The sequence below is a fragment of the Rhodococcoides kyotonense genome, assembly GCF_001645385.1.
GTDB classification, from domain to species: domain Bacteria; phylum Actinomycetota; class Actinomycetes; order Mycobacteriales; family Mycobacteriaceae; genus Rhodococcoides; species Rhodococcoides kyotonensis_B.
The window spans coordinates 1-24811 of sequence record NZ_LVHI01000039.1 but is presented as its reverse complement, the minus strand read 5'-3'; the positions used below and the strand labels follow the sequence as shown (position 1 = coordinate 24811).

The 24811-nt window shown below is 64.7% G+C and carries 25 protein-coding genes and 1 pseudogene; 20 read left to right on the top strand and 6 right to left on the bottom strand.

The features are described from left to right. Positions 1–149: 149 nt before the first annotated feature. From A3K89_RS22715 to A3K89_RS22675, 9 genes are all read left to right on the top strand, one after another. On the top strand, positions 150–872 hold the full coding sequence (locus tag A3K89_RS22715) for a hypothetical protein (protein WP_254303651.1): 723 nt from the start codon (positions 150–152) through the stop codon (positions 870–872). Between the two features lie 249 nt (positions 873–1121). Next, positions 1122–1547, top strand: coding sequence for a PaaI family thioesterase (locus A3K89_RS22710; RefSeq protein ID WP_157105425.1), 426 nt, complete (start codon positions 1122–1124; stop codon positions 1545–1547). Between the two features lie 5 nt (positions 1548–1552). Continuing rightward, positions 1553–2836 carry a DUF6986 family protein gene (locus A3K89_RS22705; RefSeq protein ID WP_068431164.1) on the top strand — a complete coding sequence of 428 codons (1284 nt, stop codon included), beginning with the start codon at positions 1553–1555 and terminating at the stop codon, positions 2834–2836. 118 nt (positions 2837–2954) lie between these two features. Continuing rightward, positions 2955–3587, top strand: coding sequence for an urease subunit gamma (locus A3K89_RS22700; protein ID WP_068431161.1), 633 nt, complete (start codon positions 2955–2957; stop codon positions 3585–3587). Further along, complete coding sequence (locus A3K89_RS22695; RefSeq protein ID WP_068431158.1) at positions 3587–5308, top strand: urease subunit alpha; 1722 nt, start codon at positions 3587–3589, stop codon at positions 5306–5308. The genes A3K89_RS22700 and A3K89_RS22695 overlap by 1 nt, the downstream gene beginning before the upstream one ends. Continuing rightward, entirely contained in the window at positions 5305–5961 is a 657-nt protein-coding gene (locus A3K89_RS22690) for an urease accessory protein UreF (protein WP_068431155.1), read from the top strand. Before A3K89_RS22695 ends, A3K89_RS22690 begins: the two co-directional genes overlap by 4 nt. Positions 5962–5995: 34 nt before the next feature. Then, positions 5996–6688: an urease accessory protein UreG gene (gene ureG, locus A3K89_RS22685; protein ID WP_068431152.1), complete on the top strand. Its 693-nt coding sequence runs from the start codon at positions 5996–5998 to the stop codon at positions 6686–6688. Next, positions 6678–7343: an urease accessory protein UreD gene (locus A3K89_RS22680; protein ID WP_068431150.1), complete on the top strand. Its 666-nt coding sequence runs from the start codon at positions 6678–6680 to the stop codon at positions 7341–7343. Before ureG ends, A3K89_RS22680 begins: the two co-directional genes overlap by 11 nt. Next, on the top strand, positions 7340–7726 hold the full coding sequence (locus tag A3K89_RS22675; RefSeq protein ID WP_068431147.1) for an ArsR/SmtB family transcription factor: 387 nt from the start codon (positions 7340–7342) through the stop codon (positions 7724–7726). Before A3K89_RS22680 ends, A3K89_RS22675 begins: the two co-directional genes overlap by 4 nt. A 28-nt stretch (positions 7727–7754) precedes the next feature. Here the strand turns inward: A3K89_RS22675 and A3K89_RS22670 are convergent, their stop codons facing one another. Then, entirely contained in the window at positions 7755–9149 is a 1395-nt protein-coding gene (locus A3K89_RS22670; protein WP_068431144.1) for an NAD(P)/FAD-dependent oxidoreductase, read from the bottom strand. Between the two features lie 285 nt (positions 9150–9434). Here A3K89_RS22670 and A3K89_RS22665 point away from each other — a divergent pair, with 285 nt between their 5' ends. From A3K89_RS22665 to A3K89_RS22630, 8 genes are all read left to right on the top strand, one after another. Beyond that, the gene (locus tag A3K89_RS22665; RefSeq protein ID WP_068431141.1) at positions 9435–11336 is read left to right on the top strand and encodes a hypothetical protein; all 1902 of its coding nucleotides are present in this window, start codon (positions 9435–9437) and stop codon (positions 11334–11336) included. Further along, positions 11333–11554, top strand: a complete 222-nt coding sequence (locus tag A3K89_RS22660) for a hypothetical protein (RefSeq protein ID WP_068431138.1) — start codon at positions 11333–11335, stop codon at positions 11552–11554. Before A3K89_RS22665 ends, A3K89_RS22660 begins: the two co-directional genes overlap by 4 nt. Further along, positions 11551–11967: a hypothetical protein gene (locus A3K89_RS22655; RefSeq protein ID WP_068431136.1), complete on the top strand. Its 417-nt coding sequence runs from the start codon at positions 11551–11553 to the stop codon at positions 11965–11967. Before A3K89_RS22660 ends, A3K89_RS22655 begins: the two co-directional genes overlap by 4 nt. After that, positions 11964–13292, top strand: coding sequence for a hypothetical protein (locus A3K89_RS22650; RefSeq protein WP_068431133.1), 1329 nt, complete (start codon positions 11964–11966; stop codon positions 13290–13292). Before A3K89_RS22655 ends, A3K89_RS22650 begins: the two co-directional genes overlap by 4 nt. A 152-nt stretch (positions 13293–13444) precedes the next feature. Then, positions 13445–14485: a substrate-binding domain-containing protein gene (locus A3K89_RS22645; RefSeq protein ID WP_068431130.1), complete on the top strand. Its 1041-nt coding sequence runs from the start codon at positions 13445–13447 to the stop codon at positions 14483–14485. 64 nt (positions 14486–14549) lie between these two features. Further along, a complete protein-coding gene (locus tag A3K89_RS22640; RefSeq protein WP_068431127.1) occupies positions 14550–15608 on the top strand; it encodes an ABC transporter permease in 1059 nt (352 codons plus the stop codon). A 6-nt stretch (positions 15609–15614) separates the two neighbouring features. Continuing rightward, positions 15615–16427, top strand: a complete 813-nt coding sequence (locus tag A3K89_RS22635; protein ID WP_068431125.1) for an ATP-binding cassette domain-containing protein — start codon at positions 15615–15617, stop codon at positions 16425–16427. Positions 16428–16527: 100 nt separating this feature from the next. Next, the gene (locus A3K89_RS22630; protein ID WP_068431122.1) at positions 16528–17184 is read left to right on the top strand and encodes a nitroreductase family protein; all 657 of its coding nucleotides are present in this window, start codon (positions 16528–16530) and stop codon (positions 17182–17184) included. A gap of 6 nt (positions 17185–17190) precedes the next feature. On the opposite strand, the gene A3K89_RS22625 is transcribed toward A3K89_RS22630, so the two are convergent. Further along, complete coding sequence (locus A3K89_RS22625; RefSeq protein WP_068431119.1) at positions 17191–17985, bottom strand: HugZ family pyridoxamine 5'-phosphate oxidase; 795 nt, start codon at positions 17983–17985, stop codon at positions 17191–17193. 123 nt (positions 17986–18108) lie between these two features. Between A3K89_RS22625 and A3K89_RS22620 the strand changes: the two are divergent. Next, positions 18109–18461, top strand: a pseudogene (locus A3K89_RS22620) (VOC family protein). Here A3K89_RS22620 and helR read toward each other — a convergent pair. Both helR and A3K89_RS22610 read right to left on the bottom strand, forming a co-directional pair. After that, a complete protein-coding gene (gene helR, locus A3K89_RS22615) occupies positions 18436–20610 on the bottom strand; it encodes an RNA polymerase recycling motor ATPase HelR (RefSeq protein WP_068431116.1) in 2175 nt (724 codons plus the stop codon). The pseudogene A3K89_RS22620 and the gene helR overlap by 26 nt on opposite strands. A 122-nt stretch (positions 20611–20732) precedes the next feature. Beyond that, positions 20733–21284, bottom strand: coding sequence for a CGNR zinc finger domain-containing protein (locus A3K89_RS22610; RefSeq protein ID WP_068431113.1), 552 nt, complete (start codon positions 21282–21284; stop codon positions 20733–20735). A 39-nt stretch (positions 21285–21323) separates the two neighbouring features. Here A3K89_RS22610 and A3K89_RS22605 point away from each other — a divergent pair, with 39 nt between their 5' ends. Then, a complete protein-coding gene (locus A3K89_RS22605; RefSeq protein WP_084424010.1) occupies positions 21324–22289 on the top strand; it encodes an EamA family transporter in 966 nt (321 codons plus the stop codon). Between the two features lie 10 nt (positions 22290–22299). Here the strand turns inward: A3K89_RS22605 and A3K89_RS22600 are convergent, their stop codons facing one another. Together A3K89_RS22600 and A3K89_RS22595 are read right to left on the bottom strand one after the other, a co-directional pair. Next, a complete protein-coding gene (locus tag A3K89_RS22600) occupies positions 22300–23097 on the bottom strand; it encodes an SDR family NAD(P)-dependent oxidoreductase (protein ID WP_068431110.1) in 798 nt (265 codons plus the stop codon). Beyond that, on the bottom strand, positions 23094–24008 hold the full coding sequence (locus A3K89_RS22595; RefSeq protein WP_068431107.1) for an alpha/beta hydrolase: 915 nt from the start codon (positions 24006–24008) through the stop codon (positions 23094–23096). Before A3K89_RS22595 ends, A3K89_RS22600 begins: the two co-directional genes overlap by 4 nt. 113 nt (positions 24009–24121) lie before the next feature. On the opposite strand from A3K89_RS22595, the gene A3K89_RS22590 reads away from it, so the two are divergent. Beyond that, entirely contained in the window at positions 24122–24673 is a 552-nt protein-coding gene (locus A3K89_RS22590) for a TetR/AcrR family transcriptional regulator (protein ID WP_084424036.1), read from the top strand. Positions 24674–24811: the final 138 nt, after the last annotated feature.

Here is a 24811-nt window from a genome sequence, read left to right as displayed (position 1 = left end):
TTCCAGTGATGCAGGAGACATGGCCTGATGGACCGCTACCGTGTGGCATTGGTTAGGCTAGCCTATGCACAGCGGCCGTGGGCCGAGGGAACAACAGAGGGAGTGTTTCGGTGTCAGTTGCGACTACGACGTCCGCCGCATGGGCCGAGGTGCATCGATCGATCACCCGCATCGACGACGGTGGTGCGCTGTCGCGCTCGTGTATCGAACTTCGAGCGCTGAACCCCGATTACCCCCGCATGTACGCGATCGCATCCATGGCACAGGAGGCCAAGCGGCGCTGGTGGCAGCTAGGCGTGGGGCTCGAGGACGGCCGAACCGATCAGATGCTCGCGAGGTCGTTGGAAGACCTCCGGCTACCCGAAGCTGCGGCCGCGCAGGTCGCGACCGCGCTCATTCATGCGGTCGTCGGGCGCGTGGCGGCGCTGATCGTGCTCGAGGGTCGTGCCTGGGACCCCGGCATCGACAACCTGTGGATTCACATGGACAGCGACGGCGGAATCGATTGGGCGGGAGTGTCGTCGCCGATGCTCCGCGTCCTGCCCGGAGACCACCTCGAAGGCCAACCGGGTGCGGTGACCCTTCCGTGCGAGGAAGCCCTTCTGGTCTGGACGGCCCACCGATGCATCACCTCGCTGCATGCAGTACTGCGCTCGATCGGAGCACGTGCGCCGTTGGATGCGCGGACATTCTGGAGTCTTGTCGGCGACGCCGTGCTGGGTGCATCGACCTACGTTCCGGTTCTGGCCGGCGCCCGGGTGTCCGACGGGGCGCGTCGTGGTCAAGCGTTGCTCGACGCGTTCGTGGCGGCCGGCGCGCCGGTTCGGTCGCGCCTGTCGACAGCGGCGCGACTGCGATCGCGAGCCTCCTGAAAAAGGCGTCGGAAGCTGTTGCCAATCAGGTAAGGCTTGCCTATTCTAGATCCCAGACGAACGGACCGCGCCGGAGTCCTGAGGGCTGCAGTGACTCCCGGTCCACATCTCTCGATGTGAGGCCCGCCGATCCATGTGCAGATGTCCTCGTGTAGTTCTGGATTCGTCGGTGTTCGAACCGTCGTGACACCAGGACCAGCTTGAGGAGATTCGATGAGCGAGCCAGGACCCACCGTCGACGCGGCCGTGATGGCGAGCGGCGATGTAGCTGCGATCACCGAAGTGAGTTCGCGTGGATTCGACGGTGCGATCGGGTTGGAGTACACCGAGGTCACCGCCGACCGCGTGCGTGCGCGCTGGGACGTCACGCCGAGCCTGCATCAGCCCGCAGGAATCATGCACGGTGGAGTTCTCTGTTCCGTGGTCGAGTCGCTGGCCAGCATCGGCGCGAGCGTATGGCTGGGGAATCGTGGCCACGTCGTCGGCGTGAACAACAACACCGATTTCCTGCGTGCGTCACGTTCGGGCACGCTGTCCGCCGAGGCAGTACCGGTGCATCGCGGTCGTACGCAACAACTGTGGCGGGTCGACATCGTCGACGAGGCAGGAAAGGCCGTCGCGCAGGGGAAGGTCCGCCTCGCGAACATCGTGGACACGGCAATTCTGGGACACTAGGGCGCGTGAGAAGAGACGCCGAATACTTCGACACCCGGTTGGACGGTGCAGCCCTCGGCCGCATCGAGTCGATTCTCCGCCCCGTCGACGAGCAACTCGCCCGTGACTATCCCGGTGACCGTATCGGCGGTCAGCCGATCCACACCGTGTACGTACCCGCGTCGGTCGCCGACGTCGGCATCCCGCAGCAGTGGGGTAGTCAGGCAGCCCGTCTCGTCGACGCGCACGCCGACGTCGTCGAATCCCTCGACGCCGCAGGGGTTCTGACGACGGTTCGCGATGTCCTGCACACGTCGCCGATCCAGGATCTTCGGCTCGATTTCGAGGACGGTTACGGCTGGCGTTCGGACGAGGACGAGGACCGCGATGCACGTCACGCAGGGCAGGTTCTTTCCGCGCTGGCGGCGGATCCGACGGGTCCTTCGTGGGTGGGCATCCGGCCCAAAGGACTTGCCGCCCACGAACGGCGACGTGCCGTTCGCACACTCGAACTGGTTCTCGATGCTGCGGGCGGTGTCCCGAACGGCTTCGTCTTCACGGTTCCGAAACTGCGTGTGGCCGAACAAGTCACCGCGGTGGTCGCACTGTGCGAGGAGCTCGAACGTGCGCACGGGCTGACGGATCACGCGCTGCGCTTCGAGTTGCAGATCGAGAGTCCCCAGGCCGTCGTGGGTCCCGACGGTACGGCGACCGTCGCGCGGGCACTGCGCCTGACAGACGGCAGATGCACGTCTCTGCACTACGGAACCTACGACTACAGCGCCGCGTGCGGAATCACGTCCGCTCAGCAGTCGCTGGCGCATCCGGTGGCCGATCATGCCAAGAACGTGATGCTCGCGGCGGCGGCGCAGACCGGCGTCTGGGTGTGCGACGGGTCCACTCAGGTGGTCCCGGCCGGCTCGCAGGCCGACATCGAGGCGGCGTTGCGCAGGCACTTCGGTCTGGTCACCCGTTCGCTCGAGCGTGGGTTCTACCAGGGGTGGGACATGCACCCGGGGCACCTGGTGACGCGGTGGGCAGCGACGCTCGGGTTCTTCCGTGACGCGATGCCGACTGCTGCGACACGGGTGGCGGCCTATCTGAGTCGACAGGACAGCGGCGTCATGGACGAGCCCGCGACCGCACAGGCACTTGCGGGAGTGCTCGTTCGCGGCCTCGATTCCGGGGCGGTGACCGAACGGGAGTTGTCGGACGTGTCGTCGTCGATCACGCGGGCTTCGCTCCGCAGCCTTCTCGATCGGTCCGACGGTACCGCCGGCGCTCCAACCGGTCCTGTTTCGAGCGTGTAAAACCTGGGTTTCCACCGCGAAACACCCTGGCGTTCAGCATCGCCCGCACGCCGAGTGGGTCTGCGTCGGTACTAGCGTGGACGCCCGACGGTGTTCGCGTGAGAGGGATGGAGATTCGATGCGGCTGACTCCGCACGAGCAGGATCGCCTACTGCTCAGCTATGCAGCAGAGCTGGCTCGAAAGCGCCAGGCTCGCGGGCGCAAGCTCAACCATCCCGAGGCGATCGCTCTGATCACCGATCATCTGCTCGAGGGGGCGCGTGACGGTCGCTCGGTGGCCGAACTGATGGTGTCGGGTCGTGAGGTTCTCACGGCAGACGACGTCATCGGCGGTGTACCGGAACTGCTTCCGGAAGTGCAGGTGGAAGCGACGTTCCCGGACGGAACGAAGCTCATCACCGTGCACGAGCCGATCTCGCCGAAGCGTGGTGACGGCCATCTCGTTCCGGGGGAGATCATCACCGAGGACGGAACGATCGAGATCAACGAAGGCGCCGACGTGGTGACGATCGACGTAGTCAACACCGGGGACAGGCCCGTCCAGGTCGGAAGCCACGTGCACTTCCCGCAATCGAACGAGGCACTGGACTACGACCGCGCCGCCGCGTACGGGCGGCGACTCGACATTCCCGCAGGCACGGCAGTGCGGTTCGAACCCGGCATCGCGATGACGGTGCAGTTGGTCCCCCTCGCCGGCGGACGAGAAGTGCACGGGCTGAGCATGAACCCTCCCGGAAAGTTGGATGCCTGATGGCGCACCTGAGTCGAGCCCGCTATGCGCAACTGTTCGGACCGACGACGGGTGACCGAATCCGGTTGGCGGACACGGATCTTCTGATCGAGATCACCGAGGATCGCAGTGGCGGACCCGGTCTGGCCGGAGAAGAGGCCGTGTTCGGTGGCGGCAAGGTCATTCGCGAATCGATGGGACAGTCCCGCGCGTCGCGTGCCGACGGCGCACCCGACACCGTCATCACCGGAGTGGTCGTCGTCGACCATTGGGGCATCGTCAAGGCCGATGTCGGAATTCGCGACGGCCGAATCGTGGCGCTCGGCAAGGCGGGTAACCCGGACACGATGTCCGGGGTGCATCCCGATCTCGTGATCGGGCCGTCGACGGAGATCATCGCGGGCAACGGCAAGATTCTCACCGCAGGCGGAATCGACTGCCATGTCCACTTCATCTGCCCGCAGATCATGGACGAGGCACTCGCAGGCGGCATCACCACGGTCATCGGGGGTGGCACGGGGCCTGCGGAGGGCAGCAAGGCGACGACCGTGACGCCGGGCGCGTGGCACCTGTCGCGCATGCTCGAGTCGCTCGACGACTGGCCGATGAACATCGTGTTGCTCGGCAAGGGCAACACGGTCAGCCGCGATGCGATGTGGGAGCAACTGCGCGCAGGCGCTTCGGGGTTCAAACTGCACGAGGACTGGGGATCGACGCCCGCGGCGATCGATGCGTGCCTGTCGGTGTGCGAGGAGGCAGGGGTCCAGGCGGCGCTGCACTCGGACACTCTGAACGAAGCAGGGTTCGTCGAGACGACGCTCGCCGCGATCAAGGGTCGCGGCATCCACGCCTATCACACCGAGGGCGCAGGCGGAGGGCACGCGCCGGACATCATCACCGTCGCGTCCGAGGGGTACGTGCTGCCCAGTTCCACGAATCCGACGCGGCCGCACACCGTCAACACCCTCGACGAGCATCTCGACATGCTGATGGTGTGCCATCACCTCAGCCCGTCCATTCCGGAGGATCTCGCGTTCGCGGAGAGCCGGATTCGGCCGTCGACGATTGCTGCCGAGGATCTGTTGCACGACATGGGCGCCATCTCGATGATCGGCAGCGACGCGCAGGCGATGGGTCGTATCGGTGAGGTCGTACTGCGGACGTGGCAGACGGCGCACGTCATGAAGAAGCGTCGCGGCTACCTGTCGGGCGATGTCCGCGCCGACAACGCCCGCGTCATGCGCTACATCGCGAAGTACACCATCTGTCCTGCGGTGGCTCATGGGCTGGATCACGAGGTCGGCTCGGTCGAACCGGGCAAGCTGGCCGACCTCGTGTTGTGGGATCCGGCGTTCTTCGGTGTCCGGCCCCACCTGGTGATCAAGGGCGGCATGATCGCGTGGGCCCAGATGGGTGACGCCAACGCATCCATCCCGACCCCTCAGCCCGAACTGCCGCGTCCGATGTTCGGTGCCTCCGCGAAGGCAGCGGCCGCGACGTCGGTGCACTTCGTCGCCCCGCAGGCCATCGAGGACGGTTTGGCGGACCGGTTGAACTGCGACCGCAGGCTCGTCCCGGTCGGTAACGTGCGCGCTGTCGGAAAGGCCGACATGCCGCACAACGACGCGCAACCGCGGATCGAGGTCGATCCCGACACGTTCACCGTGCGTATCGACGGTGAGGTCTGGACCGAGCAGCCGGCCACCGAGTTGCCCATGGCGCAAAGGTATTTCCTGTTTTGAGTGCAGTGACAGCTCAGGTTTCGACGCTTCTCACCCTGGCCGATTCGCGCCTGCCCACCGGGGGCCACGTGCACTCCGGCGGCGTCGAGGAAGCCGTCGAACAGGGTGTGGTCCGCGACCTGCCGACGGTCGAGGCATTCCTGAACCGTCGTCTCCGTACAAGCGGTGCCGTGGGTGCGTCGATCGCCGCTTCGGTCTGCGCCGGGCTGCTCGACCCGACGACCGCGGACGCCGAGACGGACGCGCGCATTCCGTCGCCCGCAGCGCGTGGTGCGTCACGGGCGCAGGGGAGAGGTCTGCTCAGGCTCGCGAAAACGACGTGGCCCGAACATGATTGGAACGGCGTGGCCCGCCGACCGCACCTACCGGTCGTGGCCGGACTAGTCGGCCGAGTCGCCGGCCTGTCGTATCGCGACATCGCGGCGGTTCAGATCTACACGACGATGACCGGGTCGGCGATCGCGGCACAGCGGCTGCTCGCCCTCGATCCATCGGACGTGGCCGCCTGCACGCTGCGACTGGCACGCACGTGTGACGAGGTCACCGATGTCGTCGTGTCGACGCATCCTGAGTTGGTCGACCTGTCCGATCCACTGCTGGACGTCCTGTCCGAGTCCCATGCCCTTCGCGAACGACCTCTGTTCGTGTCCTGACCGATCGGCACACCACAAGAAAGGCGGAAAACCCATGCCTCCGCATCTGATCGACGGCGAACCGCACGACCACAGCCACGACCGACCGCGCCGGACCCGCGTTCCCGGGGAGGCGCTGCGCGTCGGAATCGGCGGACCCGTCGGATCCGGCAAGACCGCTCTGGTGGCGGCGCTGTGCCGGGAACTACGTGACGAGCTGTCGCTCGCGGTGTTGACCAACGACATCTACACGACGGAGGACGCCGACTTCCTGCGGCGTCATGCCGTGCTGCCCGACGAGCGCATCACGGCCGTGCAGACCGGTGGGTGCCCCCACACCGCGATCCGCGACGACATCACCGCCAACCTCGATGCCATCGACGACTTGGTGGAGGGCAACCCGCCGCTGGACCTGATCCTGGTCGAGTCGGGTGGAGACAATCTGACCGCCACGTTCTCCTCGGGACTGATCGACGTGCAGATTTTCGTCGTCGACGTCGCAGGCGGCGACAAAGTTCCGCGCAAGGGCGGACCTGGCGTCACCTACTCGGATCTGTTGGTGATCAACAAGACCGACCTGGCCCCGTTCGTCGGCGCCGACCTGACCGTGATGGAGAACGACGCCGTCCGCGTTCGGGAAGGCCGCCCTACCGCTCTCGTCTCGCTGACCGAGGATCCGTCGGCGTCGCTGGTGCTCGAATGGATCAGAACGCAGCTGCGGGAGTCGGCCGCGGCCGATGCGCACTGAGCTCACCATCGTCGCGTCCGCCGATCGAAGTCCGAGGATCGACGCAGTCGGTGGGTTGGCCGCGCGTCTGACGGGTCCGGACACCGTCCACATGATCGGCACTGCCGCAACGCCTCTCGGCGGCGACACTCTGTGCATCAGGATCGTCGTCGGGGCCGGTGCCACGCTGTCGCTGCACAGCGTGGCCGCGTCGGTCGCGCTTCCCGGCCGGTCGGTCGTCGAGTCGAATGCGGAATGGCTCGTGAGCGTGGACGAGGGAGGCGTCCTCGTCTTCGATCCCGAGCCGATGGTCGTCGCGGGCAACGCGATACATCACACTCGCACGCGGATCGAGTTCGCTGCGTCGTCGCGAATCGAGTATCGCGAGCGCGTCCAGATCGGGCGTGTCGGCGAGAACCTCGGTCGGTGGATCGGAACGATGCACACCGATGTGGACGGACACGCTCATCTCCGTCACCGCGTCGAATTGGGCGTCGGCACGGTCGGACACGACGTGTTGTCCGCGCCGCGGTCGTTGTCCAGCACACTCGTGTATCCGGACGATCGACCGGCCGGGGCCGTCGGCAGTTCCGCCGTCCGTATGCCGTTGGCCGCGGGAGGGAGTTTGACGACGAGCACCGGTCCCGCGCTCGACGCACTACCGTTGGTGCCATGACCGACCCGTCCACTGCCGATCCGGCATCGACCGACTCGACCGAAGCCTTCGATCCGGAACACGTAGCCCAGGCCAGAGCCGCACTCGATGCCGTCGACGACATCGGAGACTGGGTTCAGCGTTTCGACCTTCTGGGCGACCTGACGAGGCTGCGCATTCTGCTGTGCATGCACCGCGCGCCGGGGATCTGCGTGTCGGATCTGTCTGCCGCGCTCGGCATGTCGGCGACGTCGGTATCCCACGCACTCCGGCTTCTTCGAAACGAGGGGTGGGTGGCGGTTCAGCGCGACGGGAAGAAGATGTCGTACCGCCTCGACGACGACATCGTGCACTCCATGTTGCACGAACTCGGCGCCACCCATGCCCATCACGGGCACGAGTGACGCCGAGTTCGGTGCAGCGTCGGGCGGGCTAGCCGGCCGCTTTCTCCTCACGACGGTTGCCGTCACCGTCGACCGCCGGAGGTGACGGCTCCAGCGAGTTGAGTTGCTCGATGGCAAGTCGCGCGAACACCTGCTGCTCGGTCGACGCCATCTGCGCGCGACCGCGGCCGAGGAACGTCACGAACCACGAGATGACGGTCGTGATGCGGCTGCGGTATCCCACCAGGTAGTACAGGTGCAGAGCCAACCACATCAGCCAGGCGATGAAGCCACCGAATTCGAGCTTGCCGACCTTGGCGACCGCGTTGAAGCGCGAGACCGTGGCCATGGATCCCTTGTCGAAGTACTTGAACGGCTCGCGCTGCGTCGCGTCGGCGCCCTTCAACGATGCCTTGATCTGCTTGGCTGCATACGTCGCACCCTGGATGGCGCCCTGAGCCATACCGGGAACGCCGGGAACCGACATGAGGTCGCCGACGACGAAGACGTTCGGATGACCCTTGACCGTCAGGTCGGGCTCGACGATGACGCGACCGGCTCGGTCCGTCTCCGACTCGGACTGATCTGCGAGCTGCTTGCCGAGGGGGCTGCCCTGAACTCCCGCGGACCACACCTTGCACTGCGCCTCGATGCGACGCGTCGTGCCGTCCTTTTCCTTGACGGTCAGACCGTCGTTGTCGACGTCGGTGACCATCGCGTTCAGCTGGATCTCGACGCCGAGCTTCTCGAGCTTGTCCGCTGCCTTCTTGCCCAGCTTCTCGCCCATCGGGGGCAGCACGGCAGGAGCGGCGTCGAGGAGGATGACGCGTGCGTCGCGCGGATCGATGTTGCGGAAGGCGCCGTCGAGGGTGCGGTCCGCGAGCTCGGCGATCTGACCTGCCAGCTCGACGCCGGTGGGGCCTGCGCCGACGACCACGAAGGTCATCAAACGGTCGCGCTCTTCCTGGTCGTTCGACAGCTCGGCCTGTTCGAACGCGCCGAGGATCCTTCCGCGCAGCTCGAGCGCGTCGTCGATGGTCTTCATGCCGGGTGCGAACTCGGCGAAGTGGTCGTTTCCGAAATAGGACTGCTGGGCGCCCGCCGCGACGATAAGGCTGTCGAAGTGCGTCACCGTCTCACGCTCGAGCAGCTTCGACGTGACCGTCTTCGCCGTGAGGTCGATGTCGAGAACCTCACCCATCAGAACTTCGGCGTTCTTCTGGTTACGCAGAATCACTCGGGTGGTCGGCGCGATCTCGCCGACGGAGAGGATGCCCGTCGCCACCTGGTAGAGAAGCGGCTGGAACAGGTGGTGGGTGGTCTTGGCGACCAGCGTGATGTCGACGTCGGCCTTCTTGAGTGCCTTGACGCCGAATAGTCCTCCGAATCCGGAACCGATGACGACGACATGATGACGCTTCGATTCGACCGGTTGGATGCTCATTACCTGCTCCCTAGAGATTGCGATGTCTCACGCAACGGTAGTCGCCATCGGATTCGTCGTCGCGGCAAGGTTCCCATGCGGCAGGCATTTTAGCTGCTGACGACATGCCGCAGGGCCACTGACCTGGGGCGGCGTCTTCGGCGCGGTCGTCGATGGTTGCGTCGAAGCTACTGGATCGCTTCAGAACGACACGTGCGGTGACCACCGGACATACGACCGGCGGGTGGCGTCGAGCAATACGACGAAACTCTGGTTTTTCGAGCAGAGGCGGTACATACTCTGACCATGTTCGAGATAAGTGTTACCGCGAGTAACCTCAACGCGGCGCCGACGACCGTCGTCGCTCAAGGTAGCGGCGGGCAAGGTGGAGGTGCGGCGCTCGACCAGGTCTTCGGCATGAGCGCGGCAGCCGGAGTGATCTCGTTGGGATTGCTCTATCTCGCCTTCTTGCACCGTACTCGGCGGATCACCTGGCTGGGACGCCTTGCCGATTTCGCCGGCAGCAAGGCCAACCTGCCGGGCTGGGCCGCGCTGCCGTTGGTGATGTTCGTATCGACGATCCTGACGGCGTTCCTGGGCTTCATCTGGGATGTCAGCCTGCACATCGGGAAAGGGCGCGACGAGGGACCCCTCGCGAACCCAGCGCACTACTTCATCCTCGTCGGGCTGTTCTTCCTCTTCATCGCCGGCGCACTGGCGATGATCCTCCCGCTCGACGAGAAGCCCGGCCGTGCGGCGATCAAGCTGACGCGAACCTGGTACGTGCCGACCGGTGGTGTCCTCATCGCCGGGGCAGGGTTGTATGCACTGATCGGCTTCCCGCTCGACGACATCTGGCACCGCATCTTCGGCCAGGACGTCACGTTGTGGGGTCCGACGCACCTGATGTTGATCGGCGGTGCGGGGCTGTCGCTCGTGGGCGTGATCCTTCTCGAACACGAGGGCCGTATCGCGATGGGGTCCGACGCCGACGGCCCGGATCCCCGCTGGCACAAGAGTCCTGTCGTCACCTGGCTTCTGCGGAGCTCCGCGTTCGGCGGACTGGTGATCGGTCTGTCGGTGTTCCAGATCGAGTTCGACTTCGGAGTCGAACAGTTCCAGTTGATCTTCCAGCCGATGCTGATCGCGGGAGCGGGTGCGTTCGCGCTGGTTGCCGCTCGTCTCATGGTCGGTCCCGGTGCCGCGCTCTTCGCCGTGGCGTTCGCGGCCGTCGTTCGCGAAATCACGGCCCTGCTCGTCGGGCCGGTCTTCGGCCAACCGCACAACGTGTTCGCGTTGTATCTGGGTGCTGCGATCGTCGTCGAACTGATTGCGTTGACTCCGTTGGTCAGGCGCCGCCTGCTGTTCGGAGCCGTCGCCGGCCTCGGTGTCGGAACGATCGGCATCTGGGGCGAGTCGCTGTGGGTCGACGCCGTCTACATCTTTCCGTGGACGTCGAGCATGTGGGCGGACACGCTGCTGATGACGGTCCCGGTGGGCATCACGACCGGACTCTGCGCCGGACTGTTCGCCCAGGCGCTGAGCGGCGACGGGTTACCCCGCGCGGCGGTCCGTCGCAGCATCGTGCTGGCGATGATTCTGGCGCTCGCCGGCACGACGGCGAACGGTCTGATGTTCGACGTCCCCACCGACGCCACCGCGACGGTCCGCCTCACCGACGCGCCGCCGGTCGACGGCTACCGCATGGTCACCGCGGACGTCACGATCGACCCGCCCGACCTCGTCAGCGACGATCCCGAATGGTTGGCGATCCTGGCGTGGCAGGGCGCGGGAGACACGTTGCGAGGCCTGGTCGTCGACAAGCTCGAGCAGACCGGACCTGGGACGTATCGATCGACCAAGCCTGTGCCCGTCGACGGAACGTGGAAGACGGTGCTCCGCGTCCACGACGGCCGATTGCTCACCGCCGCACCGGTGTTCATGGCCGCGGACCCGGGCATCGGCGCGCCGGAAGTGTCCGCGGACGCCGAGTTCACACGCGATCTGGTCTCGGAGATCACACTGCTGCAGCGTGAACGCAACTTCGATCACCCGTCGTGGCTGTTCGGCGCGGCATCGCTGGTGGTTCTTGTCTGCACGCTGGCGCTCGTGTGGGCGCTGGCGTGGGGCACGGTCCGCATCAGCGAGGTCACCCCACGCAACTCACTTCGTAACGCACGGACCGCGAAGACACCGAGCCGAACATGACCGCTTTCGCGACGACACCACCGGACAACGTCGTCTACCTGGCCGACCATTCGGTGGTGCTCGCTCTACCAGCCCTGATTCCGGCGTTCGTCATCGTCGCGGTGGTCCTGTACGTCGTCGCCAAGGACCGCCGCGCCGAACGCAACGAACAAGCAGAGGGCACGCCACGAGGCGAAGGACCCGCCGGGCACGATCACCACGACGAGGAGAGTTCATGAAGTACGTCCGCTGCGCCGCGATATCGGGCGCCGCGATGCTGTGTCTGGCGGTCGGATGCTCGTCCGGCCAGTCGAACGACGATGACGGGGCCGTCACCTCGACGTCGGCGTCCGCCGCCACGTCTGCGGTCACGGCCGAACCCGATTCGCTGACCATCGACGTCGTGATCGCGGACGGTTCGGTCACGCCCACGAACGAACGCGTCGACGGGTCGGTGGGCGAGAAGGTCACGGTGCGCGTCGACAGCGACGCCGAGGACGAACTACACGTCCACTCGGTGCCCGAGCACTCGTTCGACATAGCGCCGACGAAGGGACAGCTCTTCGAGTTCACCGTCGACGTTCCGGGACAGGTCGCTCTCGAACTACACGACGCAGACCGGACGATCGCCACACTCGTCGTCAGGCCGTGATCCTCGCTCACGGCCTCGGCGGATCCACCGACCTACCGCTTCCGGTCACTTTCGTTCTGATCGGCGGCGCGTGGGCGTTGTCGATCTCGTTCGCGGTGTTGATCTTCGCTTGGCGCACACCACGATTGAATCCGTCGCGTCGGTGGGCGACGATTCCGGCGGGAGTCACCCGAGTCGCCGACGCGACCACTACTCGGGCGGCGATCCGACTCGTAGCGCTGGCATTCACGGTCTTCGTCGTCTGGATCGCGATCACCGGCCCGGACGACGCGTCCAACGCGCTGCCGGGAGTCTTCTACGTGCTGCTTTGGGTGGGCGTTCCCGTCGTGTCGGCGTTACTCGGACCGGTGTGGCGAATGGTCTCGCCGGTGCGGACGGTGCACACCCTGGCATGCCGAGCGATCGGACGGTCGCCGGACCGCATGCTGGTGCCCTACCCGAAACGGTGGGGCGCCTGGCCTTCCGCTGCCGGACTGTTCGCGTTCGTCTGGCTCGAGCTGGCGTCCGCGGACCCCGGATCACTCGGCGCGATCCGAACCTGGTGTCTCGCATACGTGTTCGTCATGATCGTCGGCGGCGTCGTGTTCGGACGTGTGTGGTTCGAGAACGCAGATCCCTTCGAGAAGTACAGCGATACGATCTCCAGGCTCGCGATTCTGGCGCGTAGCCCGGCGGACAGGGCACTGATTCTACGAAATCCGTTGAACGGCTTGCCGTCTCTGCCGGTCCTTCCGGGTTCGGTTGCAGTCGTCGCAGTATTGCTCGGGTCGACGGCGTTCGACAGCGCGTCGCAACTCCCCGCGTGGCGCAACCTCGTCGACGACATGTCGTCGACGAGCACCGAGGCAATGCTGTGGCGGACCGGGGGATTGCTGGCGCTGGTTTCGTTCGTCGGTGTCTCGTTCTGGCTGTGCAGCCGGGCGACGGGAGGCGTGACCTCCGCGCAGCGCGCGACACTGCCGGGGCTGCTGGTTCATTCGCTGGTTCCGATCGTGTTCGGCTACGTACTCGCTCACTACTTGACCTACCTCGTCGAGAAGGGGCAGGCGACCGTACTGCTCCTTGCGGACCCCTTCCATCGGGGATGGAACTTCGTCGGTCAGCAGGGTTGGGAAGTGTCGTACGTCCTGTCGGAACACCCTGGCGTCGTCTCGACGGTCAAGGTCCTGTGCGTGCTTGCGGGACACATCGTCGGGGTCTCCGGGGCACACGATGCGTCGCTCAGGATATTGCCGAAAGACCACCGTCTGACCGGCCAACTTGCGCTGATGGTTCTGATGGTCTTCTTCACGTTCGGAGGTTTGTTCTTGCTGTTCGGAGGCTGAACGGCACCGCGGCGAGACGGGCGTCGGAACGCGAGAGTTTTTAATGTCAGGACAAATGCTTGACATTCGGCTGTGATGTGGCTTACATATTGATCGCACCATCGATTGATTCACCACCGGGCCATTAGGTCCGGCGTCGAGAAAGAGAATTGATGACACTTCACACGAGTCGCGGCACTGGCCGTCCGGGTTCGCTCCGCAGGCTGCGCTCTTCGGGCGCCGCCATCGGGCTGGCGCTGTGTGCCACCGTCGTCGTGGCGGGTTGCTCGAGCACCGGCGGTGCGCCGGAAAGCTCCGGCGGCGGATCCAACGCCGGAACGGCCGACACCCCTCGCGCGACGATTGCCATGATCACCCACGAGGTTCCCGGTGACACGTTCTGGGACCTGATCCGGAAGGGCGCCGAGGCTGCAGCGGCGAAGGACAACATCGAGCTCCGCTATTCCGCAGACCCCGAGGCTCCCAACCAGGCCAACCTCGTTCAGAGCGCGATCGACTCGGACGTGGACGGGATCGCTGTCACCCTCGCGAAGCCCGACGCCATGGCGCCTGCCGTCGAAGCCGCAACCGCCGCAGGCATTCCCGTCGTCGCATTCAATTCGGGCTACGACTCGTGGAAGGACCAGGGCGTCCAGCAGTACTTCGGCCAGGACGAGACCATCGCAGGCCGTGCCGCCGGAGAACGTCTGACTGCCGACGGTGCACGTAAGACGCTGTGCATCATCCAGGAGCAGGGACAGGTTGCCCTCGAATCCCGTTGCGCCGGTGTGACGCAGGGCTTCACCGGTGGCACCACCGAAATCCTCAACGTGAACAGCAAGGACATGCCGTCCGTCGAGGCGACCATCACGGCCAAGCTGCAGCAGGATCCGAGCATCGATCACATCGTGGCTCTGGGCGCACCGATCGCACTTACCGCGGTGCAGTCCAAGGCCAACGCCGGCAGCGACGCGACGATTGTCACCTTCGACACCAACTCCGCTCTGGTCGACGCCATCAAGGCAGGCGACGTCGAGTGGGCGATCGACCAGCAGCCGTACCTGCAGGGCTACCTCGCAGTCGACTCGCTGTGGCTGTACCTGAACAACGGCAACACCATCGGTGGCGGCACCCCGGTCCTGACCGGTCCTGCGTTCATCGACTCCTCCAACATCGACGCAATTGCCGAGTACGCCAAGAACGGAACTCGCTAGGACCGTCGGTGGCCCGGCTGTCGCCGGCCGGGCCACCTTTCGTCCAGCGCGAAAGGGAAATCTTATGAGTACACAGGCCGATTTGGATCTGTCGAAGCACACTGTGGTCACCGATGAGCGGGTGAAGAAGCAGAAGCCGTTGCAGCGGTTGCTGGTTCGTCCGGAGATCGGTGCCCTGTTCGGTGCGATCGCTATTTTCGTGTTCTTCTGTATCGTTGCGCCGCCGTTCCGGTCTCCTGAGGCGTTGGCGACGGTGTTGTATGCGTCGTCGACGATCGGGATCATGGCGATCGGTGTGTCGTTGTTGATGATCGGTGGCGAGTTCGATCTCTCGACCGGTGTCGCGGTGACGTTCTCCTCGATCATGGCCTCGATGATCGCCTACAACCTGCACCTGAACGTGTGGCTCGGCTCGGCCCTCGCGCTGGTACTCGCCCTCGCCGTCGGTTTCTTCAACGGTTATCTGGTGATGAAGACGAAGATCCCGTCGTTCCTGATCACCCTCGCTAGTTTTCTGATGCTCACCGGTATCAATCTTGCGGTGACCAAGATGGTCACCGGTCAGGTCGCGACCCCGTCGATTTCGGACATGGCCGGCTTCGATTCGGCGAAGAAGGTGTTCGCGTCCTCGTTCACCATCGGCGGTGTGTCGATTCGGATCACGGTGGTGTGGTGGCTGCTGTTCACCGCGATCTCGACGTATGTGTTGATGAAGACCCGCATCGGCAACTGGATCTTCGCCGTCGGCGGCAATCAGGATTCCGCCCGCGCGATCGGTGTGCCGGTGACGAAGGTGAAGATCGGGTTGTTCATGTTCGTCGGGTTCTGTGCCTGGTTCGTCGGTATGCACCTGTTGTTCGCGTTCAACACCGTCCAGTCCGGCCAGGGTGTGGGTAACGAGTTCTTGTACATCATTGCCGCGGTCATCGGTGGCTGCTTGTTGACCGGTGGTTTCGGCACCACCGTCGGTGCGATGATCGGTGCGTTCATCTTCGGTATGGCCAACCAGGGCATCGTTTATGCCGGCTGGAATCCGGACTGGTTCAAGTTCTTCCTCGGTGCGATGCTGCTGTTCGCCGTCATCGCCAACAACAGCTTCCGTAATTATGCAGCGAAAAGGTGACCGGTCATGACCACACATGCTGAAACTCCTACCAGCACTCCGCCGTCGGGTGGGAAGACCCCGTTGATCGAACTCAAGGGTGTCGGTAAGTCCTACGGCAACATCATTGCTTTGAAGGACATCAATCTGCGCGTGGGTGCCGGTGAGGTCACCGGTGTGCTCGGTGACAACGGTGCGGGTAAGTCCACGTTGATCAAGATCATGGCCGGTCTGCACCAGCAGACCGAGGGCGAGTTGTTGGTCGATGGTGTCGACACCAAGTTCGATTCTCCGAAAGATGCTCTGTCGAAGGGCATCGCGACGGTGTATCAGGATTTGGCTGTGGTGTCGTTGATGCCGGTGTGGCGGAACTTCTTCCTCGGCCAGGAATTGCGGAAGGGTCCGTTCAAAACCCTGGATGCGGCGGCGATGCGGGCGACGACGATCGAAGAGCTGCACAAGATGGGTATCGATCTGCCCGACGTCGACGCCCCGATCGGATCGTTGTCGGGTGGTCAGCGTCAGTGTGTGGCGATCGCGCGGGCGATTTTCTTCGGTGCGCGGGTGTTGATTCTGGACGAGCCGACCGCCGCGTTGGGTGTGAAGCAGTCCGGGATGGTGTTGCGGTACATTTCCGCGGCGAAGGAACAAGGGTTCGGGGTCGTGTTCATCACCCACAACCCGCACCACGCCTACATGGTCGGTGACCACTTCGTCCTGCTCAACCGAGGACGCCAGAAACTCGACTGCACCTACGACGAGATCAGCCTCGATGATCTGACCCGTGAAATGGCAGGCGGCGACGAACTCGACACCCTCACCCACGAACTACGGCGCTGACGCGCCCGTGCGCGGATAGTCCCACCCCCTGACAACTATCCGCGCACGGGTCGGAGGCCACGTCTTTGAGTCGTCGACCCGTCGGTGACACACTCGAGGAATGACGTCGTTTCCTGTTCTCGACCTGACACCCGACGAGCTGCTGACTACCACGAGGACCGTGCGTAAACGGCTGGACCTGTCCAAAGAGGTTCCCGTCGAACTCATTCGCGAATGTCTCGAGATCGCCCTGCAGGCTCCGTCGGGTTCGAACCGTCAAGGCTGGCAATGGATGGTGGTGACCGACAGATCGCTGCGCGCTCAGCTGGGCGAAATCTATCGCGAGGAAGTCGAGAAGTACCTCGACTCCCGCGGTTCTGCAGCGAAGCTGTTCTCCGACGACCCCGACCGAGCTCCGGTCCAGCGGCGGGTCGGAGACAGTGTCGCGTGGCTGGGGGAGCACATGGGCGAGGTTCCGGTCCTGGTCATTCCGTGCATCCGCGGAGCTGTCGAGTTGCCCGCAGGCAATCAGGCGGGACTGTGGGGATCGCTACTGCCCGCCGTCTGGAGCTACTCGCTCGCTGCGCGTGCGCGAGGTCTGGGAACGGCGTGGACCACACTGCATCTGTCGCGTGAAGCCGAGGTGGCCGACCTTCTCGGCATTCCGCAAGGCTTCCACCAGGCAGCGTTGATGCCGACGGCGTACTTTACCGGCGAGACGTTCAAGCCCGCGCCCCGGGAACCGATCGACTCCGTTCTGCACATCGACAAGTGGTGAATGCGTTCATCCTCGCGCGCGTCGAGCCAATTCGACTGTCGCCGAACGAAGCTCGTCGATCGCATCGATGGGGTGTGCATATCCGACGCGCGTCGTCGCATTGCCGCGCGGCGTCCGCACGCTGAGATCGAGACCGTAGCGGTCGGCCGACGTGCAGGTTGCCGCGGTCGCGTCGGGGTAACCGCCGAGACGTTGCGCCATGGCGAGCAGTGAATCAGCGTGGTCGTCGTTCAAATGCGTGATCGCCGACGCGGCGTGCGGCGAAACGGGATCCGCGGCTGCGGCCGCGTAGTCCTCGGCGGTCGCCGAATCCATGCGGCCGTACCCGCCGACCCACCGCGCCCGGTGGACACGCAGAATCCAGAGCGTGAAGTCGCTGTAGTCGATGTAGTACTTCGCTGCGGGTACCGCCGCGAGGTGGGCTTCGCGGGCCGCGTCCAGTTCGTCGTCACGTGGCGACTCGACGACGCCCGCCAACGTCACCCGAGAGACGGACAGGGGATCGCTCGCGGACTCGGGAGCAACGATGGCCAGGCTCGCCCGCGCATCGTGCAGAAGGTTGCGCCCGTGCTCGGCCATCCGTGACACACACAGGACAGGGGAGCCGTCCACGAGCCCGTAGGTGATGTACGACGCCCATGGGTCGCCGTCTGCCGTCAGGCTCGCGAGGGTCGCGATGTTGGTCGACGCGGCAACGGTTCGGGCTTCTTCGGCCGCGGTGGGCCGTCGCACCGTTTCGGTCTCGGTCAGCGGGGGAGGAGTCGAGGGTGCGTCACCGGGATCACCGTGGTCGAGTGCCATGGACGAAGTGTACGTACTGCACCTGCCGGAATAGGACCGGCTCCGCGACGCGAAACCGTACCCATGTTCCTCGAGCCGTCACTACGCTGGCCTGGTCGTCACTGGTCGTCACGAGGAGAGCCGATGCGAGTGCGTAAGATCGTCCCGAATCTTGCAGTCGGGAACATCGAGCAGTCCAAGAGCTTCTACGGCGAATTCCTCGGTCCGAGAACAAGGAGTTCGATCTCGGCTGGGTGGCCCGCTTCACGACGCCCGACGGGAAGTCGAGCGTGCAGGTGGTCACCGGTGACGCAACCTCACCAGCGGACTCCGTCATGTCGGTGATGGTCGACGACGTCGATGCCGCGTACGAGGAAGCCGAACGCCTCGGCTACGACATCGTCCACCCGCTGACGACCGAAGCGTGGGGAGTGCGGCGATTCCTCGTCCGCGCCCCCGACGGCAACGTCGTCAACATCGTTCGGCACCACTCGTAGTCAGCACGACGAGCTTCTGCGTCGCACGGGTCATCGCGACGTACCGATCGACGGCACCTTCGATACCGGATCCGAACGACTCCGGATCGACGACCACCACCAGATCGAACTCGAGTCCTTTCGCCAGTTCCGGCGACAGCGACGAAATCCTGTCCCTGGCGCGAAAAGCTGGGCGTCCGATGACACACCCGATTCCGTCGGGATTGCTGTCGGTCCATGCGTCGACGATCTGGTCGAGCTGGACAACCGGCGCATGGACGACGGGAATTCCGCTGCGACGGATGGACTTCGGAACGCCTGCGTCGGGAAGCGCCGCCTTGATGACGGGCTCGGCCACGGTCATGACTTCTTCCGGCGTCCGGTAGTTCATGCTCAACGACGCCATCTGGACGCGCCTCAGTCCTGTTCTCTCCAATCGTTCCTGCCATGTCTCGACGAACCCGTGACGTGCCTGCGCCCGGTCTCCGACGATCGTGAAACTGTGAGAAGGGCAGCGCAACAACAACATCTGCCATTCGGCGTCGGTCAGTTCCTGCGCCTCGTCGACGACGACGTGAGCAAACGGCCCGGCCAGGCGGTCGGGGTCGACGTCGGGAACCGCGGCGCCGTCGACGAGCGCGTCGCGAATGCCGTCCTGACGCAGCTGGGCCATCAAACCGTCCTCGTCGTCGAGTTGAAGAAGTTCGTCGACCACCCTGTCCATCCGACAACGCTCGGCTGCGGCAGCCGCGGACCGACGGCGTTGTCTCCGTGCGGTTTCCGGGTCACCCAAACGTGCACGCGCAGCGTCGAGCAACGGAAGATCGGCGGTCGTCCACTTGTGCGCATCGACGCGGTACAGCGTGCGAACGTCGGTCGCCGACAGCCAGGGCGCGCAGTGACGCAGATAGGCCGGCACCGACCACAGATCGCCGACCAGGTCGGCAGCCTCGATCAGAGTCCACGCGCTGTCGAGCGCGGTGCGCAGATCGTCGTTCTCCTGCAACGACTTCCGCACCGACGATAACGGCTCGTCACCTGCGTACTTGTCCATCAGAATGGCGATCAATGCATCCCAGATGATCTCGCGCGCCTCGTTGTGCGGTGTCCCGGGGTCCGGTGCGTCGAACGCCTCCGTCCAATCGTCCGGGGTCAGTTGGATGTTCGCCCACTCGGTCTCGACGGTCATGCCCGTCTTCGGTGGCTGTTCGTAGAACGCAACCGCCTTGTCGATCGCACGGACGAGTTCGACGGAGGACTTCAGCCTGGCCACCTCGGCATCCGTCTCAGGGACGGCTCTCTCGCCCTCGGACACGAGGTCCGCGAGCGTACAGGTGGCGACGCCTTCTTCGCCGAGACTGGGTAGGACATCGGACACGTATGCGAGATAGGGCTTGTGCGGTCCCACGAACAACACGCCGCCGTGGCCCCGCCCGAGACGTGGATCGGCGTAGAGCAGATAAGCCGTACGGTGCAGCGCGACGACGGTCTTGCCCGTCCCCGGCCCACCGTCGACGACGAGCGCTCCGGACGACCCGGCCCGAACGATCGCATCCTGATCGGCCTGGATCGTGCCCAGGACGTCGCGCATCTTCGGCGACCGCGAACCGCCGAGACTCGCGATGAACGCCGATTGATCGTCGAGCGCTGCCTTGCGCGGACCGTCGTAGCCGTCGGCGGTGAAGACCTCGTCCCAGTAGTCGCTGATTCGGCCCCGGGTCCAGCGATAGCGTCGACGTCGTTCGAGGCCCATCGGCTGTGCATGCGTCGCGCCGAAAAACGGTTCGGCAGCAGGGGAGCGCCAGTCGATCAGCAGCTGGTCGCCGTTCGAGTCCACCAGGCCGAGTCGCCCGATGTAGACCGTCCGGCCGCTACCTGCTTTCACGATGTGGCCCAGGCAGAGATCGAGGCCGTACCGACGCATCGTCCGGATACGAGCGTTCAGCCGATGCACCTCCATGTCGCGTTCGAGCGCTTCTCGACCTATCTCGACGGGCGCTTTCCTTGTGGCGTCGAGCCGAGCGAGCAAGTCCGTGATGGAGCGCTCGAGACTCGCGGCGACGGATGCGAAGAAGGCCTCGTCGTGGGCGATCAGAGTCGGGTCGTTCTTGTGGCGCAGGTGCGCGGGAAGGTCGAAGGCACTGTCGGCAGTCTGCGGTTTCCCACTCATGTTTTCTCGTTTCCGCTGGTCGAAGCGTTGGGTCCACGAGTATGAGGGACGGACGGGGCCTTGCCGCAAGGCCCCGGGTGCGCTATAGATTGACAGTGGAAGGACGAGATACGTCGCTTCCTTCATTCCTCGGCCGACGGTTCCCGTTCGCTCTGTCGACTCCGATATGCCGCTACTGCGGTGCGGTTGCCACATGCCGTGCTACAGAACTTGCGCGATCGGTTGCGCGAGAGGTCGAGGACGATCCCGTCGCAGTCGGCGGCGCAAATCTGCAGTCTCGACATCTCGTTCGACCGGATGACGTCGATCATCGCCATAGCGGATTCGACGGCGATGCGTTCCGCGAAGGGACGGTCGTCGCCGACCGCGTGTAGATGCCAGTCGGTGTCGCCATGTCGCACGAGACGCGGGAGAGCATTCGCGTCGGCGAGGATGTGATTGACGACGTCGACCGCAGAGTCGCGGTCGCTCGTCAGCAACTGCCTGAGCAGTGGTCGCAGGTCGCGAACTGCAATCAGCTCGTGCTCGTCGCCGTCGAATCGGCCGGTGTATTCGTGGTTCCGGTAGAACTCGCGCAGGTCGGCTCGAGTCTCGAGTGTGTCGGGATTCTCGGCCGAGTTGGCCAGGGCGACCGCTGACACCAACGCGCTCTCCGTGTCATGAGCGAAAACCATATTGACACCTTACATCTTCACCTTCTACCGTCATGAGTCATGACCTCCTTGACTGATGACATCGCGGTCCGACGCCCATCTCGTCTCGCGTCCGGTCTGGGACTGGCGCTCGTGTCGTCGGCATCGTTCGGATTGTCGGGCCCGTTGGCCAAGGGTCTGCTCGACGCGGGGTGGAGCGCAGGCGCAGCCGTGACAGCGCGAATTCTGATTGCCGCCGCCGTTCTGCTCGTTCCAGGCCTGCTTGCACTGCGTGGACGATGGAACGTGTTGTCACGCAACATCGGTGTACTCGTCGCGTACGGGGCCATTGCCGTCGCCGGATGTCAGCTGGCCTACTTCAACGCGGTGGGGTACATGCCGGTCGGTGTGGCGCTGTTGATCGAGTTCACGTCGCCCGTCGTCGTCGTTCTGTGGATGTGGTTGCGGCACAAGCAACGTCCCACGCTGCAGACGTTCGGTGGTGCAGCAGTCGCGGCCGTCGGATTGGTGCTGGTGCTCGACCTCGTCTCGGGTACCTCCCTGAATCCGATCGGCGTCCTGTGGGCGTTGGGCGCTATGGCGGGTGCGGCTGTGTACTGGATCGTATCGGCCGACGAATCGAACGGACTGCCGCCGTTGACCCTTGCGGCCGGTGGATTGTTGTGTGGCGGAGTGATTCTGCTGCTGGCCGGGCTCGTCGGCATCGTGCCGTTCACCGCGACGACGCGTTCGGCGGTGCTCGCGAGCGCGAGTGTGCCGTGGTGGGTCTCGATTCTGGTGCTGGGCGTCGTGACGGCCGCAGTGGCGTACGTATGTGGAATTGCTGCCGGCCGACGGCTCGGCTCGCGACTGGCAGCGTTCGTCGGACTGACCGAGGTGGTGTCGGCATTGGTGTTCGCATGGCTACTGCTGGGCGAAGTTCCACGGGCGGTCCAAATCGGCGGTGGTGTGCTGATCCTCGCCGGGGTCGTCGTCGTGAAACTGGGGGAGAACCGTGTGCGGAGGCGGGCTCAGACCGGTCTCTGACGAAGAACCTTTACTTGAACGGGTTGAGTGTCCGCCCGAGGAAGTAGCCGATACGGCCAGGGATGGGCCGCATGGCTGCCGCGGAGACCTTGTTGACCACGCCGGGTATGCACACGGGCTTTCCTGCGGTAACTGCTGCCCATCCCTCGCGGACCACGGCTTCGGGGTGCTGCCACATGAATCCCGGTAGGCGGTCTGCGGCGTCGCGGGTGCCCATGACGTCGTGAAATTCGCTGTAAGTGAAGCCCGGGCACAATGCGGTGACGTGAATGCCGTGGGGCTTCAGCTCCATGTCGAGCGATTGGGACATGTTCAGGACGTAGGTCTTGATTCCGGTGTAGAGCAGGCCTTCTCCCGGCGGAGACACCGCGGCGAGGGACGAAAGATTCACGACGCGGCCCCACCGTCGCGCCTTCATTCCGGGTATCAGACGGTGGGTCAGCTCGGTCACGGCAGTGACCATCAGCTGAATCTCGGCAGCGACCGACTCCCATGGTGTATCGGAGAATTTGGTACTCGAGGACAGCCCTGCGTTGTTGACGAGGATGTCGATCGGCATGTCCAGTTCGTGTGCGCGGTCGACGATCGCGGCTGGAGTCGACGGGTCGCTCAAGTCGGCCGCGACGATCTCGGCGCGTACCCCGTGTTGCCGACGCAGTTCGTGTGCGAGCGTCTCCAACCGGTCTGCGCGTCGGGCGACCAGAACGAGGTCGTGACCCTCTGCCGCGAGATGGCGGGCGAATGCGGTTCCGATTCCCGCGGAGGCGCCCGTGACGAGGGCTGTACGTCGAACGGTGTCGGTGGTCATCGTGGGTCTCCCAAGTGGCGGTCGAGGAAATCGATTTGCTCGGCGACGATGGTGTCGAAGTAGGGATCGAGGTACGGCTCGAAGTGGCCGATGTCGTAGGTGTGGACTTCACCGTTCGGAATTCGGCGAGCGACGGCCTGGGCCTTCTCGATCGGTGTGACGTCGTCTTTCGCAGCGAGTTGGACCAGGACGGGGGCGCTCACGTCGCGTGCGTAGCGCCCGGGGGAGTAGAGCGGGACGCGTAGAGCGATCCGGGCGGCGACGTCGTTCTCCGCCAGGAGTTCCTCACGCATGTCGCCCATGCGTTCGACCAGCTCGTAGGCGCCGGGTGAGGTCATCATCGCGATGTCGCCAGGCCGTCCCACCGCGGCCATGCGGTAGGGCGCTCGCCCCGTCCATGCCCGGACTTGGTCACGGATTCCACCCAGGATCAGCCGCGCCACCAACGCCGGGGATTGGGAGAACGCCGACGCGGGTCCGCTCACGTGAGGAACTTGGACGATCGCAGCGGCCAGGCCGGTGTCTCGGGCGGCCAGCTTCAGGACGTGGCCACCGCCGAACGACGACCCCCACGCCACCACTCGCCGTGTGTCGATGCCGTCGAGGCTCCGAACATAGGCGAGTGCAGCAGCCCAATCGGCCTGCTGCTTGCCGATGTCGAGAATGCGGCGCGGCATACCCTCGCTGGCACCCCAATGGCGATAGTCGAAGACGAATGCGGCATAGCCGGATTGGGCGAACCGCGCGGCGTACGCGTCGAGCCGGAGTTCACGGAACGCCGCGAAGCCGTGCGCGAGCACGACGATCGGCGGGTTCGCGACGCCGTCCGGACGGTAGAGCCAGGCTGCGCACGACGCGTCGCCGGATCCGAAAGTGACATCGGACCGAACGTAACTGTGCTGAGACGTCATAGAAAACCTCCACGAGGTATCTTGAATGGTATTCAACAAGCTAGCAGGCTCTTGAATGCCATTCAAGAGCCAGTGGCCATTCCAGAAACATCGTCGTGGAGGTGAACGTCGCCGTGGCGCGGAACAAGAAACCGCAAGCTGCCGATGAGAAGCGCGAAGAGATCGTCGCGGCGGCGCGCAGGTTGTTCGTCGAGGGCGGGTTCGACACGACGTCGATGAGCAAGCTGGCGAAGGAAGCCGGGGTAGCAGCCAACACGATCTACTGGTATTTCGGGGACAAGGACGACGTACTCGTCGCGGTCGTCTCGGCTGTCATGGCCGACGTCTGGCCGATGTATCAGGCAATTTCGGGTGAGCCGATTGCGGCTCGGGTGCTGTGGATCGTGCGGCGTTTGACCGAGATGAGCGGCCTGGTGACGACAGTCCATGCTCGCGTGGCGCATTCACCGGCGGTAGCGGAGTGGCACAACAACTTTCATCTACTCACCGGCAGTCTGTTCCGTGCCGAACTGGAAGCAGCCGGCGTCTCCGCGGAGACCGTCGACGCCGAAGTGATGATTGCGGTGTTCACCGTCGAAGGGCTGCTGATGCACACGCACGACGAGGGAGAGCAGCGTGCCATCTGCGAAGCGCTGGCCAGTCGATGGCCGGTCGTGACTGATTAAGTGTCGTGTTCGGTAGTCGCGAGTTCTCCTGCTAATTACCCCAGTTCGGTGTTGTCGAGGGCCAGCGGATTGTGCGAACAACATCTAACCGCGCCGTAGTATCGGTGGCAGCGAGGAGAAAGGTGGTAGCAGGATGGA

Coding starts and splice junctions, on each gene's coding strand:
- A3K89_RS22710 (WP_157105425.1), top strand. CDS start 1,122: ATGGCGAGCGGCGATGTAGCTGCGATCACCGAAGTGAGTTCGCGTGGA.
- A3K89_RS22700 (WP_068431161.1), top strand. CDS start 2,955: ATGCGGCTGACTCCGCACGAGCAGGATCGCCTACTGCTCAGCTATGCA.
- A3K89_RS22695 (WP_068431158.1), top strand. CDS start 3,587: ATGGCGCACCTGAGTCGAGCCCGCTATGCGCAACTGTTCGGACCGACG.
- ureG (WP_068431152.1), top strand. CDS start 5,996: ATGCCTCCGCATCTGATCGACGGCGAACCGCACGACCACAGCCACGAC.
- A3K89_RS22680 (WP_068431150.1), top strand. CDS start 6,678: ATGCGCACTGAGCTCACCATCGTCGCGTCCGCCGATCGAAGTCCGAGG.
- A3K89_RS22675 (WP_068431147.1), top strand. CDS start 7,340: ATGACCGACCCGTCCACTGCCGATCCGGCATCGACCGACTCGACCGAA.
- A3K89_RS22670 (WP_068431144.1), bottom strand. CDS start 9,149: ATGAGCATCCAACCGGTCGAATCGAAGCGTCATCATGTCGTCGTCATC.
- A3K89_RS22665 (WP_068431141.1), top strand. CDS start 9,435: ATGTTCGAGATAAGTGTTACCGCGAGTAACCTCAACGCGGCGCCGACG.
- A3K89_RS22660 (WP_068431138.1), top strand. CDS start 11,333: ATGACCGCTTTCGCGACGACACCACCGGACAACGTCGTCTACCTGGCC.
- A3K89_RS22655 (WP_068431136.1), top strand. CDS start 11,551: ATGAAGTACGTCCGCTGCGCCGCGATATCGGGCGCCGCGATGCTGTGT.
- A3K89_RS22645 (WP_068431130.1), top strand. CDS start 13,445: ATGACACTTCACACGAGTCGCGGCACTGGCCGTCCGGGTTCGCTCCGC.
- A3K89_RS22640 (WP_068431127.1), top strand. CDS start 14,550: ATGAGTACACAGGCCGATTTGGATCTGTCGAAGCACACTGTGGTCACC.
- A3K89_RS22635 (WP_068431125.1), top strand. CDS start 15,615: ATGACCACACATGCTGAAACTCCTACCAGCACTCCGCCGTCGGGTGGG.
- A3K89_RS22630 (WP_068431122.1), top strand. CDS start 16,528: ATGACGTCGTTTCCTGTTCTCGACCTGACACCCGACGAGCTGCTGACT.
- A3K89_RS22625 (WP_068431119.1), bottom strand. CDS start 17,985: ATGGCACTCGACCACGGTGATCCCGGTGACGCACCCTCGACTCCTCCC.
- helR (WP_068431116.1), bottom strand. CDS start 20,610: ATGAGTGGGAAACCGCAGACTGCCGACAGTGCCTTCGACCTTCCCGCG.
- A3K89_RS22610 (WP_068431113.1), bottom strand. CDS start 21,284: ATGGTTTTCGCTCATGACACGGAGAGCGCGTTGGTGTCAGCGGTCGCC.
- A3K89_RS22605 (WP_084424010.1), top strand. CDS start 21,324: ATGACCTCCTTGACTGATGACATCGCGGTCCGACGCCCATCTCGTCTC.
- A3K89_RS22600 (WP_068431110.1), bottom strand. CDS start 23,097: ATGACCACCGACACCGTTCGACGTACAGCCCTCGTCACGGGCGCCTCC.
- A3K89_RS22595 (WP_068431107.1), bottom strand. CDS start 24,008: ATGACGTCTCAGCACAGTTACGTTCGGTCCGATGTCACTTTCGGATCC.